14 protein-coding genes are annotated in these 14,028 nt (G+C 51.7%); 7 read left to right on the top strand and 7 right to left on the bottom strand.

The window, feature by feature from the left end:
- Positions 1-671 precede the first annotated feature (671 nt).
- Positions 672-1,124, top strand: a complete 453-nt coding sequence (locus NA330_RS09735) for a YhcH/YjgK/YiaL family protein (protein ID WP_000635207.1) — start codon at positions 672-674, stop codon at positions 1,122-1,124.
- Between the two features lie 73 nt (positions 1,125-1,197).
- Here the strand turns inward: NA330_RS09735 and argF are convergent, their stop codons facing one another.
- A complete protein-coding gene (gene argF, locus NA330_RS09730; protein ID WP_000103041.1) occupies positions 1,198-2,202 on the bottom strand; it encodes an ornithine carbamoyltransferase in 1,005 nt (334 codons plus the stop codon).
- Positions 2,172-2,267, bottom strand: a complete 96-nt coding sequence (argL, locus tag NA330_RS09725; RefSeq protein ID WP_223148976.1) for a putative translational regulatory protein ArgL — start codon at positions 2,265-2,267, stop codon at positions 2,172-2,174. The genes argF and argL overlap by 31 nt, the downstream gene beginning before the upstream one ends.
- A gap of 100 nt (positions 2,268-2,367) precedes the next feature.
- Between argL and rraB the strand changes: the two genes are divergently transcribed.
- Complete coding sequence (gene rraB, locus NA330_RS09720) at positions 2,368-2,784, top strand: ribonuclease E inhibitor RraB (protein ID WP_000002940.1); 417 nt, start codon at positions 2,368-2,370, stop codon at positions 2,782-2,784.
- A gap of 11 nt (positions 2,785-2,795) precedes the next feature.
- On the top strand, positions 2,796-3,608 hold the full coding sequence (miaE, locus tag NA330_RS09715) for a tRNA isopentenyl-2-thiomethyl-A-37 hydroxylase MiaE (protein WP_049828067.1): 813 nt from the start codon (positions 2,796-2,798) through the stop codon (positions 3,606-3,608).
- A gap of 233 nt (positions 3,609-3,841) precedes the next feature.
- On the opposite strand, the gene NA330_RS09710 is transcribed toward miaE, so the two are convergent.
- Both NA330_RS09710 and NA330_RS09705 read right to left on the bottom strand, forming a co-directional pair.
- Entirely contained in the window at positions 3,842-4,330 is a 489-nt protein-coding gene (locus NA330_RS09710) for a DUF3617 domain-containing protein (RefSeq protein WP_000826193.1), read from the bottom strand.
- 106 nt (positions 4,331-4,436) lie between these two features.
- Positions 4,437-4,940, bottom strand: a complete 504-nt coding sequence (locus NA330_RS09705) for a GNAT family N-acetyltransferase (RefSeq protein WP_023241854.1) — start codon at positions 4,938-4,940, stop codon at positions 4,437-4,439.
- A gap of 194 nt (positions 4,941-5,134) precedes the next feature.
- Between NA330_RS09705 and NA330_RS09700 the strand changes: the two genes are divergently transcribed.
- On the top strand, positions 5,135-6,322 hold the full coding sequence (locus tag NA330_RS09700; RefSeq protein ID WP_001066975.1) for a YjgN family protein: 1,188 nt from the start codon (positions 5,135-5,137) through the stop codon (positions 6,320-6,322).
- 141 nt (positions 6,323-6,463) lie between these two features.
- Here NA330_RS09700 and NA330_RS09695 read toward each other — a convergent pair whose 3' ends face one another.
- The 3 genes from NA330_RS09695 to pepA all read right to left on the bottom strand — a co-directional run bounded on the left by NA330_RS09695 (position 6,464) and on the right by pepA (position 11,410).
- Entirely contained in the window at positions 6,464-9,319 is a 2,856-nt protein-coding gene (locus tag NA330_RS09695) for a valine--tRNA ligase (RefSeq protein ID WP_023241853.1), read from the bottom strand.
- Positions 9,319-9,762, bottom strand: a complete 444-nt coding sequence (gene holC / locus NA330_RS09690; RefSeq protein ID WP_023241852.1) for a DNA polymerase III subunit chi — start codon at positions 9,760-9,762, stop codon at positions 9,319-9,321. Before holC ends, NA330_RS09695 begins: the two co-directional genes overlap by 1 nt.
- Before the next feature lie 136 nt (positions 9,763-9,898).
- Positions 9,899-11,410 carry a leucyl aminopeptidase gene (pepA, locus tag NA330_RS09685; RefSeq protein ID WP_000397158.1) on the bottom strand — a complete coding sequence of 504 codons (1,512 nt, stop codon included), beginning with the start codon at positions 11,408-11,410 and terminating at the stop codon, positions 9,899-9,901.
- A gap of 280 nt (positions 11,411-11,690) precedes the next feature.
- On the opposite strand from pepA, the gene NA330_RS09680 reads away from it, so the two are divergent.
- The 3 genes from NA330_RS09680 (at position 11,691) to lptG (ending at position 13,987) form a co-directional block, all read left to right on the top strand.
- The gene (locus NA330_RS09680) at positions 11,691-11,741 is read left to right on the top strand and encodes a hypothetical protein (protein WP_212724070.1); all 51 of its coding nucleotides are present in this window, start codon (positions 11,691-11,693) and stop codon (positions 11,739-11,741) included.
- Positions 11,742-11,804: 63 nt separating this feature from the next.
- The gene (gene lptF, locus NA330_RS09675) at positions 11,805-12,905 is read left to right on the top strand and encodes an LPS export ABC transporter permease LptF (RefSeq protein ID WP_000584132.1); all 1,101 of its coding nucleotides are present in this window, start codon (positions 11,805-11,807) and stop codon (positions 12,903-12,905) included.
- A complete protein-coding gene (lptG, locus tag NA330_RS09670; RefSeq protein WP_001182242.1) occupies positions 12,905-13,987 on the top strand; it encodes an LPS export ABC transporter permease LptG in 1,083 nt (360 codons plus the stop codon). The genes lptF and lptG overlap by 1 nt, the downstream gene beginning before the upstream one ends.
- The last annotated feature ends 41 nt before the right edge of the window (positions 13,988-14,028 follow it).

Genomic DNA, 14,028 nt, shown 5'->3' with positions numbered 1-14,028 from the left:
ATACCTTTTACATAATTTCAAGAATAAAGAAGGAGTGGCTGCAAATATTTAGCGTGCTTGCAGTCGCGGCGTTTCAGTTAAATTCGGGAGCAATGATTGAATTTTATTTGGGTTGTTAATGTGATGAGATTCACATCAATCAAGGAGTGCTATTTTTCTTACTTAATATATGAGCCGGGTCAGAGAAATTCAAAAAACAATAAGGCATTAAATGAATTACTACGCAGCTATATGGTTTGTTATTTTTTTATTGTTAATTATTTGTTTGTTGTATTGAATGATATTTAAAAATTAACTTATTGAAAATAAAGTGATTATTTTTAAGGGTTGCATAACTATGCGTGAGGGGGATTTTATTATCGGGGATATTTAAATAATTTAAAAATAACTATGGATAGAGAAGTCATTTATGCAGGGAGAGCGAATTGTGATCGCTAAAACGTTTTTATGTTAACGCCTTTAATATCAAAGCGTTGTTAGTGATGGCAATTTGGCGCCGCTGGGGTTTATGCATAGGTACTGCATAAAGTTGGGCGAACTATTAACAATATATAAACACCGCTGGCGATAAACATGCGCTGGCGCAAAATCGATGAGAGTAAGGGTAGTATGGCAGCCATTTTTCTCGTATAAAGAGAAATATAAAACGCTGTTTTAACTAAGGGGATGCGATGATTGTTGGCAATATTGAACATCTGGAGGCCTGGCTGCCGACGGCGTTACGGCAGGCGATTGAGCACGTCAATGCGCATGTCACGGCAACGACCGCGCCAGGTAAGTATGACATTGACGGCGACAGGTTGTTTTATATGATTTCTGAAAATATGACGGAGCCGGGCGAATCGCGCAGCGCAGAGTATCACGCCCGTTATCTTGATATTCAGATTGTGCTACAAGGTCAGGAAGGGATGGCATTCAGTACCCGGCCTGCGGGAACGCCGCACACGGACTGGCTGGCGGATAAAGACATTGCATTTTTACCGACGAGCGTCGACGAGAAAACCGTCGTCCTGAACGAAGGCGACTTTGTGGTGTTTTATCCCGGCGAAGTGCATAAGCCCCTGTGCGCGGTGGGAGAACCGGCGCGGGTACGTAAAGCGGTTGTGAAAATGCTGATGGCGTAATATTTTGTGCCGGATGGCGGCGCCTGCACGTTGCGATCTTGTAGGCCAACCGCCATCCGGCATCATCACGACATTATTTAGACAGCGTCGCTACCATTACTGCTTTGATGGTATGCATGCGGTTTTCCGCTTCATCAAAGACAATGCTGGCCGCAGACTCAAAAACCTCGTCGGTCACCTCCATCCCGCCATGTAAACCGTACTCTTCGGCCATTTTTTTGCCGAGCGTGGTTTCGTCATCATGGAACGCAGGCAGACAATGCAGGAACTTAACCTGCGGATTGCCGGTTAAGGCCATCATCTGGCTGTTGACCTGATAATCACGCAGCAGGGCAATACGCTCCGCCCATTTCTCTTTGGGTTCGCCCATAGAGACCCAAACATCGGTATAGATAAAATCCGCGCCTTTTACGCCCGAGGCGATATCTTCGGTCAGGGTGATGGCGCCACCGTTCTTTTTCGCCATGGCGCTGCACTCCGCCACTAACGCGGCTTGCGGCCAGCAGGCTTTTGGCGCGACCAGACGGAGATCCAATCCTGTTAACGCGGCGGCTTCCAGCATGGAGTTACCCATGTTATTACGCGCGTCTCCGGCATAGACCAACGTCATCTCGTTAAAGGCTTTACCCGGCAGATGTTCCTGCATGGTGAGCAAATCCGCCAGTAATTGCGTTGGGTGATACTCATCGGTTAAACCGTTCCATACCGGCACACCGGAATATTCAGCCAGCGTTTCGACGATCTCCTGGCCATATCCTCGATACTGAATACCGTCAAACATTCGGCCCAGGACGCGGGCAGTATCTTTGATGGACTCTTTATGGCCGATCTGGCTCCCGCTGGAACCCAGGTACGTCACGCGCGCCCCCTGATCGTATGCGGCAACTTCGAAAGAGCATCGTGTCCGGGTCGAGTCTTTTTCGAAGATGAGCGCAATATTCTTACCCACCAGCTTTTGTTCTTCTTTACCGTTTTTCTTATCGGCTTTCAGTTTGGCGGCAAGCTGCAACAGAGCAGTGAGTTCGCTGGCGGTGAAATCAAGTAACTTTAAAAAAGGTTTTTGGTAAAACGTAGACATACTTCCCTCACATGGCTTAGGCCTCTCATTGAATTAAAATTCACTTTATATGGATGATTATTCATTTGCAACCCTGTTTGATAAAACTTTTCTCGATAAGGTGGAGGCAACGTCGGCGGTATGTGACAATAAGAGTATCGGCAGGACATCTATGAGGAACGAGCTATGGCAAACCCGGAATTACTGGAAGAGCAGCGTGAAGAAACGCGGTTAATTATTGAAGAGTTACTTGAGGATGGCAGCGATCCGGATGCGCTGTACACTATCGAGCATCACCTTTCCGCTGACGATTTCGAAACGTTGGAAAAAGCCGCGGTAGAAGCCTTTAAACTCGGCTATGAAGTGACGGAGCCGGAAGAGCTGGAAGTGGAAGAGGGCGATACGGTTATTTGTTGCGACATCCTCAGCGAGTGCGCGTTGAACGCCGAACTCATCGACGCTCAGGTTGAGCAACTGATGAACCTGGCGGAAAAATATGATGTCGAATACGACGGCTGGGGAACCTATTTTGAAGACCCTAATGGCGAAGAGGGTGATGACGACGATTATGTCGATGAAGATGACGACGGCGTGCGTCACTAAAGCTGCATAGTATGACGGTACGGCAGCGTCTGCTGTCGTATTTTTTTAACAGGTTACGTATGAATTACCCGCAAATACTCTCTCCGGTGCTTAATTTCCTGCATTGCCCGACGCCGCAGGCGTGGATTGTCCAGGCCCGCGATCCGCAAAATCTTTCTCTTCTGCTTACCGATCACCTGATCTGCGAACTGAAGGCTGCGCAAACCGCGTTGCTGTTGGTGCGTAAATATGCCGCCGATAAATCGGGCGCCGACGCGCTGCTCTCCTGGCTGCAACCTTACGAGGCGTTCGCGTTTCGTCAGGGGCCGGAGCCGGATTTTGTTGCCCTGCATAAACAGATTAGCAAAAGCGCCATGCCGCAAACTGATGACCCCTGGGGACGTCAGCTTATCGACCGTATGGTGTTATTGATTAAAGAGGAGTTGCACCATTTTTGGCAGGTACGCGAGGTCATGCAGGCCAGAAACATTCCTTATGTGAAAATCACCGCCAGCCGCTACGCGAAAGGAATGTTGAAAGCGGTACGCACGCACGAACCGCTCACCTTAATTGATAAGCTGATTTGCGGGGCGTATATCGAAGCCCGCTCCTGCGAACGTTTTGCCGCTCTGGCGCCCTGGCTGGATGAGGATTTACAGACGTTTTATCTCTCGCTTCTGCGCTCCGAAGCGCGGCATTATCAGGATTACCTGGCGCTGGCGCAGCAGATTTCCGCCGAGGACATTTCTGCGCGCGTGCGCTATTTTGGCGAGGTGGAAGCTGACCTTATCTTGTCGCCAGACCGCGAGTTTCGTTTTCATAGCGGCGTGCCAGCCGCCGGATAACGGGTAAAATTAAAGATTAGCGTTTTTATCTTTTACGCTGTCGCCACCTGCGTGGTCATCCGCCCGGCATCAAACTGCTGGCGAGCAGGAAAAGTCATTTTCATGATATTCTGTCCTGAGTAAAGCCTGCCCTGCGGCAGGCAAAAAGAACTCACTCAGTGTTATATTCCCGAAAGGTGACCGTGAACAATGCCATTTTTGCATCATCACTACGGGTTTTTGTGTTGAAATAGTTACTGTTTCACGCCTTTTGACGCTTCAGAGCAGGTCTTGCCAACAAAGGTTTGTTTAATTTTGTTGATGGAGGTTGTTTTATTACCTCCTGCATCGACATCCGATTTCATGGTCATCGCAAATTCTGTATCGCTTATTTTCGTCGTTTCTACAATAGAGTGCGATTTGACATCAGGATTATTACAGACAGTCTCATTGATCAGTTTGGTATCCGTACTTTCTACAAATGTTGTCGTGCAACCGCCTGCACTGGTAGAAAAACCCTTCACCATTTTTTTAGAATCTTCAGACATTTTAGGGGTATAACACATAAGCGTCGCTATGCCCGAATTTTTTTCATCCATTAATACTTCTTTTGTATCTGGATTGATGGTGCGCATTTCTATATTTTCCATTTTCCATTCGCCGGGCTGTATATCTAATGCATATACATTAGAGATACTAATAAACATAGCGGGGAAAACAATTGCTGATAATAGGCGTTTCATTTATAACTTCCTTGAATAATAAGTGATTCCCGGATAACAGGATGTTTCCGGGATTACTTATATCAGCAAAAATAATACCTGGCGAGGATAAATAAACGCCTGGTTTTCAGAGTTCCTTTAACATCCTCACTTCGCAATCGACATGTCCGGTGCAGCCGAGCGGTTCGCTAATATGTTCAAATCCTAAACGTTCGTATAGCGCAATCGCCTCGCGTAAAAAAGCCGTTGTTTCCAGATAGCAGCGTTTAAAACCCTGTTCACGGGCATGATCCAGCGCCATCAGCGCCAGCTTTTTCGCCAGCCCCTGGCCACGAATCACCGGTAAAAAATACATTTTTTGCAGTTCACAAATGTCTGGTTCGCTACAGGATAACGGCGCCACGCCGCCGCCGCCCACCACACAACCGTTTTGCTCTACCACCCAGTAGGCCGCGCTCGGTTGGCTATAAACCTGATACAGTTCATCCAGATTGGGGTCGGCAACGGTATAACCTTTATCGGCGGTAAGTCCGTATTCCGCTGAAACCTGACGGATGACACGGGCAATAGCGGCATTGTCGGCGGTAGTGATTCGGCGCACCGTGAGCGTTGGCGAGGCGACATTATTCATAATATGGCTCAATTTTTAAAATTTATTTATAGATTACTTTAATACCACCGTCTTGAGTTACGCGCAAGGAGATCCTGAATCAGACAAAATAAAAGGCGGAAAAATTAAACAAAAATAGTATCGTAGTCAAATCAGTAACAATTTACTGGTTTTTATTATTAATTCTAATAGATTGTAATTCAGGGATATGATTCATGAATAACGTTATCAGTAGTAAAGATAACCATAATCACACGTTGGTGTTTACAGGCAAGGGCGGAAAGTATTTTGTTATTTGCCTTGTGAATTTCTTGTTGACGTGTATCACGTTGGGAATCTATGCGCCGTGGGCGATGGTGAAATGTCGACGTTATATTTATACTAATATGACGCTAAACAATCAGCCTTTTGCTTACAAAGCCACGGGCGGCGCATTATTTATTAGTGTGTTGTTAGTTTTTATTATTTATATTGTTAGCCTCTCTCTTATTGAACACGGTCATCCCGGTCTCGGTTTTACGCTATTCGGCTTATTAATTGCGATTATTCCTTTTATGGCGGTGAAAGGATTACAGTATCAGGCGATGATGACTTCGCTTAATGGCGTACATTTTGGATTCCAGTGTTCCATGCGGCGCGCCTGGTGGTACATGTTCGCTCTCCCGGTACTCCTGATGGTGGCGCTTTATATTGTTCTTTATATTATCTCACTGGTAACCATCGCCGTCGGCGGTTTAGTGTTCAATATCGTTTTTCTCGGTTTGCTGGCTATTATTGGGATAGGGGTCATTAACGGTATTACCTACAGCAAATGGATGACCTTGTTTGGCAATGGCGCAAACTTTGGCATTCATCGTTTCTCGATTCAGGTTAATGTTAAAACGTGCATCAGAGGGTGCGTGTTGGCAATGTTGACCCTTTTCCCTTTTGCTGTCGTGATTGGTTATCTAATCGCGCCGGTGTTCACCGACATGATTCTTTTGAGTATGATGGGGAATGCGCAGGCAGGAGGGGCGCTTATTCTGCAATATTATGGCCAGATAATGGCATGTTATTTCCTCTATTTTCTCGCGATTATTGTGGTAACCAGTTACTTATATGTGGCGTTACGCAACCTGTTTTTAAACAATTTGTCACTGGCGAACGATTCGATTCGTTTTCATTCCTCTGTCACTGCACACGGTATGCTGTGGCGGTTACTGGTGGTGTTTGTGATTTCCGGCGTGACCTTAGGGCTGGCTTATCCGTGGTTGAAAATTTGGCTGGTGAGCTGGCTGGCGCAGAATACACAGGTCCAGGGCGATCTGGATTCGCTTGAGTTAACCAATGATGAGAAGCCGCTGGAAAACAGCCCGCTAATGTGGATTTCTCGTGGCATCATGCCTTACTTCCCGTTTATCTGATGTAAAAAGGCCGACGTTTACGTCGGCCCATAATTCATGTTGTCGGATGGCGGCGTGAATGCCTTATCCGGCCTACCGATCGCGCCATGTCAATAAGCGAACGTGTAGGCCTGGTAAGCGAAGCGCCATCAGGCTTTCAGATTACAGCGCGCTAATAACCGCCTGCTGCTCAATCAGCTTCGCTTTGGCTTCTGCGTAACCGTCCAGCTTCTCACGCTCTTTGGCAATCACCGCTTCCGGCGCACGGGCGACGAAACCTTCGTTGGACAGCTTGCCTTCGATACGGGCAATCTCACCTTCGATTTTCGCCACTTCTTTCGCCAGACGCGCCAGCTCATCGTCTTTGTTGATGAGGCCTGCCATCGGGATCAGCAGTTCAGCGCCGTCGATGATTTTGGTCACGGAAACCGGACCTTTGTCATCGGCTGGCAGCACGGTGATGCTTTCCAGACGCGCCAGGGTTTGCAGGAAGCTACGGTTGTCGTTAACACGACGAACGGCTTCTTCACTACAGCCGCGCAGCAGCAGTTCCAGCGGTTTGCCCGGGGCGATGTTCATTTCCGCACGAATGTTACGTACCGCAACGATCGCCTGCTTCAGCCACTCGGTATCGGCCAACGCGGCTTCATCCACCTGTGCGGCGTTATATTCCGGGAACGGCTGCAGCATGATGGTGTCGGCGGTAATACCGCAAATGACCTTCACGCGCTGCCAGATGGTTTCGGTGATGAACGGAATGATCGGGTGCGCCAGACGCAGCAAACCTTCCAGTACGGTGACCAGCGTATGGCGGGTGCCACGCAGTTCAGACTCGGAACCCCCGGTCATTACCGGCTTGGTCAGCTCCAGATACCAGTCGCAGAACTGGTTCCAGGTGAATTCATACAGAATGCCCGCGGCGATATCGAAGCGGAAGCTGTCCAGCGCGTCGCGGTAGGCTTTAACGGTCTGGTTGAATTCAGCCAGGATCCAGCGGTCCGCCAGCGACAGGGTCATTTCGCCGCCGTTGAAGCCGCAATCCTGCTCTTCGGTGTTCATCAGCACAAAGCGGCTGGCGTTCCACAGCTTGTTACAGAAGTTACGGTAGCCTTCCAGACGCTTCATATCCCAGTTGATGTCGCGACCGGTCGAGGCCAGCGCCGCCAGGGTAAAGCGCAGGGCGTCGGTGCCGTGCGGCTCGATGCCGTTCGGGAACTGCTTCTCGGTACGCTTGCGGATTTTCTCCGCCATCTGCGGCTGCATCATATTGCCGGTGCGTTTCTCCAGCAGTTCCGGCAGGGAGATACCGTCGACCATATCCAGTGGGTCGATGACGTTGCCCTTGGATTTGGACATCTTCTGGCCTTCGTCGTCGCGAATCAGACCGGTCATATAGACGGTATGGAACGGCACCTGCGGCTTGCCATTTTCATCTTTGATGAAGTGCATGGTCATCATGATCATGCGGGCAATCCAGAAGAAGATGATATCGAAGCCGGACACCATCACGCTGGTGGGGTGGAACTGACGCAGCGCGTCGGTGTTTTCCGGCCAGCCGAGGGTGGAGAAAGTCCACAGCGCGGAGGAGAACCAGGTATCAAGAACGTCTTCGTCCTGACGAAGCTGAACGTCGGTGCCGAGGTTATTTTCCTGACGCACTTCGTCTTCGGTACGGCCAACGTAGACGTTGCCGTCGTTGTCATACCATGCCGGGATACGGTGACCCCACCACAGCTGACGAGAGATACACCAGTCCTGGATATCACGCATCCAGGAGAAGTACATGTTTTCGTACTGCTTCGGCACGAACTGGATGTCGCCGTTCTCAACCGCTTCCACCGCCGGTTTCGCCAGCACGTCTGCACGGACGTACCACTGGTCGGTCAGCATCGGTTCGATAACTACGCCGCCACGGTCGCCGTAAGGAACGGTCAGATCGTGCGGTTTAATTTCTTCCAGCAGGCCCAGCGCGTCAACGGCAGCAACGATGGCCTTACGGGCAGCAAAGCGTTCCAGCTTCTGGAACTCAGCCGGAATCTCGCTGGAATAAACGTCAGACTCTTCACCTTTGGTATCGAACACTTCCGCGCTTTCGCGAATGTCGCCGTCAAAGGTCAGGATGTTGATCATCGGCAGGGCGTGACGTTTCCCGACTTCGTAGTCATTAAAGTCGTGCGCCGGGGTGATTTTTACGCAGCCGGTGCCTTTTTCCATATCGGCGTGTTCGTCGCCCACAATCGGAATGCGGCGGTTAACCAGCGGCAGAATAACGAATTTGCCAATCAGATCTTTATAACGCGGATCTTCCGGGTTCACGGCCACGCCGGTATCGCCCAGTACGGTTTCCGGACGGGTGGTGGCGACGACCAGGTAATCTTTACCGTCTGCGGTTTTCGCGCCGTCGGCAAGCGGATAGCGGATGTGCCACATGGAGCCTTTGGACTCGCGGTTTTCCACTTCCAGGTCAGAGATGGCGGTGCGCAGTTTCGGGTCCCAGTTCACCAGGCGCTTGCCACGGTAAATCAGGTCTTCTTTGTACAGGCGAACAAAGACTTCTTTCACGGCATTGGAAAGGCCTTCGTCCATGGTGAAGCGCTCACGTTCCCAATCAACGGAGTTGCCGAGACGGCGCATCTGACGGGTAATGGTGCCGCCGGATTCCGCTTTCCATTGCCAGATTTTGTCGATAAACGCATCGCGGCCGTAGTCGTGACGGGTTTTACCTTCTTCAGCGGCAATCTTGCGCTCAACCACCATCTGGGTTGCGATCCCGGCGTGGTCGGTGCCGACCTGCCACAGGGTGTTTTTACCCTGCATACGCTGGTAACGGATCATGGTATCCATGATGGTTTGCTGGAAAGCATGTCCCATATGCAAACTGCCGGTGACGTTCGGCGGCGGGATCATGATGCAGAAGGACTCTTTGCTTTCGTCGCCGTTAGGCTTGAAATAGCCCTGCTTTTCCCAGTGCTCGTAAAGCGGCTGTTCGATATCTTGGGGGTTATATGTCTTTTCCATTATTTCCAGGTTGCCGTATTCAGGTTAAAACCAGCCACGCGGTAGGCTTTGTAGCGTTCGCGCGCCAGTTGTTTCAAAGTTTCTTCGTAAGGGACGAAGTCTACCACTTCTGTGAAAGCGGTGGCAAAATCTGCAAAGCTTGTACGCAGGCTGATTAAAATATCGCGTGGGCTGCTGTTGCGTTTTTGCGGCCAGGCGATTTCAACCGGCGCGCCGCCGCGTGGGCCTTCGCCTGCCAGATTGTGCGGGACAAAACTTTCCGCCGGTCTCGCCCACAGCGCTTCATCCAGCCGAATGGCCTGCTTCTCATCTTCGCAGGCGATCAGCACGCGCTTGCCGGCGCGCCAACGTTCTGCGGTAATTTCACACACCAGTTGTTCAACGGCGCTTAAACCGTTGACGGTAGTGTCATTATCCAGAAGATAGAACGTCGCATTCTTCATATATGGGGCTTCTTGTGGTGGATTTAAATGCGTTGCCATGATGCCTCCCGTAGGCCGGATAAGCGCAGCGCCATCCGGCAAAACGCCTGATGGCGGCGCTAATACGCCTTATCAGGCCTACGGGGTAATCTCAAACTTACTCTTCGCCGTTAAAGCCCGCACGATTGAGCAGGAACTGCGACAGCAGCGCTACCGGACGACCCGTCGCGCCTTTCGCTTTGCCGGATCGCCAGGCGGTGCCGGCGATATCCAGGTGCGCCCAGTTGTACTTACGGGTAAAGCGCGACAGGAAGCAGCCCGCGGTGATGGCGCCGCCAGGACGACCACCAATATTCGCCATATCCGCAAAGTTGGACTCCAGTTGTTCCTGGAACTCATCGCCCAGCGGCAGACGCCACGCGCGGTCGCCCGCTTGCTCGGACGCGCCGATCAGTTCATGCGCCAGCGGGTTATGGTTCGACATCAGACCGGTGATGTGATGGCCCAGCGCAATCACGCAGGCGCCGGTTAGCGTCGCGACGTCGATAACCGCTTCCGGCTCGAAGCGTTCAACGTAGGTCAGCACGTCGCACAAAACCAGACGGCCTTCAGCATCGGTATTCAGCACTTCAACCGTTTGACCAGACATGGTGGTCAGCACGTCGCCCGGACGATACGCGCGTCCGCCCGGCATGTTTTCACAGCCCGCCAGCACGCCGATAACGTTAATCGGTAGCTGAAGCTCGGCAACCATACGCATCACGCCGTAAACCGCCGCCGCGCCGCACATGTCGTACTTCATCTCGTCCATCCCTTCAGATGGCTTGATGGAGATGCCGCCGGAGTCGAAGGTCAGGCCTTTACCTACCAGCACGATCGGGCGCGCGTCTTCGGACGGATTGCCCTTGTACTCAATCACCGACATCAGCGATTCATTCTGCGAACCGTGGCCGACCGCCAGATAAGCGTTCATACCCAGTTCGCGCATTTGCTGTTCGCCGATGACGCGGGTGATGACATTTTTGCTGTAGCTGTCAGCCAACTGGCGCGCCTGTGACGCCAGGTAGGCGGCGTTACAGATATTGGGCGGCATGTTGCCGAGATCTTTCGCAGCCTTAATCCCGGCGGCGATGGCCAGACCGTGCTGAATGGCGCGTTCGCCGCTGGTGAGCTCACGGCGGGTCGGCACATTAAAGACCATCTTACGTAGCGGGCGGCGCGGCTCGCTCTTGTTGGTCTTGAGTTGATCAAAGCTATAAAGCGTCTCTTTGGCCGTTTCGACGGCCTGACGCACTTTCCAGTAGTTGTTGCGGCCTTTGACGTGCAGTTCGGTCAGGAAGCAGACGGCTTCCATTGAGCCGGTATCATTCAGAGTATTTATCGTTTTCTGAATAACCTGCTTATACTGACGTTCATCAAGCTCGCGCTCTTTGCCGCAACCAATGAGGAGGATTCGCTCGGAAAGAACGTTAGGAACATGGTGCAGCAACAGAGTCTGCCCCGGTTTTCCTTCCAGTTCGCCGCGACGCAGTAATGCGCTGATGTATCCGTCGCTAATTTTGTCGAGCTGTTCTGCAATCGGAGAAAGGCGACGCGGTTCAAAGACGCCCACGACAATGCAGGCACTCCGCTGTTTCTCCGGGCTACCGCTTTTTACACTGAACTCCATGCACTATGCTCCTGAATCTTAAAGACAACAGTGGTGGCTACAGCTATACTCGTCGTCTTTCAAGTTGCAGATGCGTTGGCTGCGCCTGCTCACCCCTGTCACTTACCTGATGTAAGCTCCGGGGCTTCACAGTCTTGCCGCCTGCCTGCAACTCGAAATCCATTAGAGTATAGAAATTGAAAGCTTTCGTAACTCATGTCCGCTGTTGCGGTGACTTCGTGTTAATCTTAACGTTATTACGGCATTGGCACGTCAGAACAAGTTCTGAGAGGTGAATCCGCTGAGTATAATGATCTTAGCGATGATTTCGACGACTCAAGAGAATAAATGACGTTTAAGCCATGAAACAAGCTAAATTCCAGCAAAAAAATGGGTTTTTACGGGCGTATTTAAAGTGATAATCATAAGATATCTGGTGCGGGAGACGCTCAAAAGCCAGCTGGCGATACTCTTCATCTTACTTTTGATCTTCTTTTGTCAAAAGTTAGTGAGGATTCTCGGCGCGGCGGTTGACGGCGATATTCCCGCAAATCTGGTGCTCTCGCTTCTGGGGCTGGGCGTACCGGAAATGGCGCAGCTCATCCTGCCTTTAAGCCTGTTCCTGGGGCTGCTGATGACGCTGGGCAAACTGTATACCGAAAGTGAAATTACGGTCATGCACGCCTGTGGGTTGAGCAAAGCCGTACTGGTAAAGGCTGCTATGGTACTGGCGTTATTTACCGGTATCCTTGCGGCGGTTAACGTGATGTGGGCCGGCCCCTGGTCGTCAAAACACCAGGATGAAGTGCTGGCGGAGGCGAAAGCGAACCCCGGTATGGCGGCGTTGGCGCAGGGGCAATTCCAGCAGGCGACTAACGGCAGCTCGGTGCTGTTTATCGAAAGCGTTGATGGCAGCGACTTCCACGATGTTTTCCTGGCGCAGATTCGCCCTAAGGGCAATGCTCGTCCTTCTGTGGTCGTGGCCGATTCCGGACACCTTACTCAGTTGCGCGATGGTTCCCAGGTTGTCACCTTAAACAAAGGGACGCGTTTTGAAGGAACGGCGTTGCTACGCGATTTTCGCATCACCGACTTCCAGAACTATCAGGCGATTATTGGCCATCAGGCCGTGGCGCTGGACCCGAACGATACCGACCAGATGGACATGCGCACGCTGTGGAATACCGACAACGATCGCGCTCGCGCCGAGCTGCACTGGCGTATCACGTTAGTCTTTACCGTATTTATGATGGCGCTGATGGTCGTGCCGCTCAGCGTGGTGAATCCACGTCAGGGGCGCGTCTTGTCTATGTTGCCCGCCATGCTGCTTTATCTGCTGTTCTTCCTGATCCAGACCTCCATTAAATCGAATGGCGGTAAAGGCAAACTGGACCCGGTTATCTGGATGTGGGCGGTCAACCTGATCTATCTGGCGTTGGCGATTGGTTTAAACCTGTGGGATACGGTGCCGGTCCGCCGCCTGCGTGCCCGTTTTCTGCGTAAAGGAGCGGTATAATGCAGCCATTTGGTGTACTTGACCGCTATATCGGTAAAACCATTTTTACCACCATCATGATGACGTTGTTCATGCTGGTGTCGCTCTCCGGGATCATCAAGTTTGTCGATCAGCTGAAAAAAGCGGGGCAGGGTAACTACGACGCGCTGGGCGCGGGTATGTACACCCTGCTCAGCGTACCTAAGGATATCCAGATCTTCTTTCCTATGGCGGCGCTGCTTGGCGCGCTGCTGGGACTGGGGATGCTGGCGCAGCGTAGCGAACTGGTGGTGATGCAGGCATCGGGTTTCACCCGTATGCAGGTGGCGCTGTCGGTGATGAAAACGGCTATCCCCCTGGTGCTGTTAACCATGGCGATCGGCGAATGGGTCGCCCCGCAGGGCGAGCAGATGGCGCGTAACTATCGTGCGCAGGCGATGTATGGCGGTTCGCTGCTTTCCACCCAGCAAGGTCTGTGGGCGAAAGACGGGAATAACTTTGTCTATATTGAACGGGTGAAGGGCGACGAGGAGCTGGCCGGCATTAGTATTTACGCTTTCAACGATCAGCGTCGTTTGCAGTCGGTGCGTTACGCCGCTTCGGCAAAATTCGACCCGGAGCATAAGGTCTGGCGTTTGTCGCAGGTGGATGAGTCCGATCTGCAAAACCCGAAACAGATCACCGGTTCGCAGACGGTGAGCGGCACCTGGAAAACGAATCTGACGCCGGATAAGTTAGGCGTGGTGGCGCTGGACCCGGATGCGCTTTCCATCAGCGGTCTGCATAACTACGTTAAATATCTGAAGTCGAGCGGACAGGACGCCGGACGTTATCAGCTCAATATGTGGAGTAAAATCTTCCAGCCGCTCTCCGTGGCGGTGATGATGCTGATGGCGCTGTCGTTTATCTTTGGACCGCTGCGTAGTGTGCCGATGGGCGTGCGCGTGGTGACGGGGATTAGCTTCGGCTTCGTCTTCTACGTCCTCGACCAGATTTTTGGCCCGCTGACGCTGGTATACGGCATTCCGCCGATTGTCGGCGCGCTGCTGCCGAGCGCGTCTTTCTTCCTGATTAGCCTGTGGCTAATGCTGCGTAAGTCGTAATCACAGTAATCGTAGGCCTGATGGCGCTGTGCTTTTCAGGC

Origin of the sequence: Salmonella sp. NW722 (assembly GCF_051702785.1) — a bacterium.
Taxonomy (GTDB): domain Bacteria; phylum Pseudomonadota; class Gammaproteobacteria; order Enterobacterales; family Enterobacteriaceae; genus Salmonella; species Salmonella enterica.
This window is presented reverse-complemented; position numbering and strand designations above follow the sequence as displayed.

Coding starts and splice junctions, on each gene's coding strand:
- NA330_RS09735 (WP_000635207.1), top strand. CDS start 672: ATGATTGTTGGCAATATTGAACATCTGGAGGCCTGGCTGCCGACGGCG.
- argF (WP_000103041.1), bottom strand. CDS start 2,202: ATGTCTACGTTTTACCAAAAACCTTTTTTAAAGTTACTTGATTTCACC.
- argL (WP_223148976.1), bottom strand. CDS start 2,267: ATGAATAATCATCCATATAAAGTGAATTTTAATTCAATGAGAGGCCTA.
- rraB (WP_000002940.1), top strand. CDS start 2,368: ATGGCAAACCCGGAATTACTGGAAGAGCAGCGTGAAGAAACGCGGTTA.
- miaE (WP_049828067.1), top strand. CDS start 2,796: ATGACGGTACGGCAGCGTCTGCTGTCGTATTTTTTTAACAGGTTACGT.
- NA330_RS09710 (WP_000826193.1), bottom strand. CDS start 4,330: ATGAAACGCCTATTATCAGCAATTGTTTTCCCCGCTATGTTTATTAGT.
- NA330_RS09705 (WP_023241854.1), bottom strand. CDS start 4,940: ATGAATAATGTCGCCTCGCCAACGCTCACGGTGCGCCGAATCACTACC.
- NA330_RS09700 (WP_001066975.1), top strand. CDS start 5,135: ATGAATAACGTTATCAGTAGTAAAGATAACCATAATCACACGTTGGTG.
- NA330_RS09695 (WP_023241853.1), bottom strand. CDS start 9,319: ATGGAAAAGACATATAACCCCCAAGATATCGAACAGCCGCTTTACGAG.
- holC (WP_023241852.1), bottom strand. CDS start 9,762: ATGAAGAATGCGACGTTCTATCTTCTGGATAATGACACTACCGTCAAC.
- pepA (WP_000397158.1), bottom strand. CDS start 11,410: ATGGAGTTCAGTGTAAAAAGCGGTAGCCCGGAGAAACAGCGGAGTGCC.
- lptG (WP_001182242.1), top strand. CDS start 12,905: ATGCAGCCATTTGGTGTACTTGACCGCTATATCGGTAAAACCATTTTT.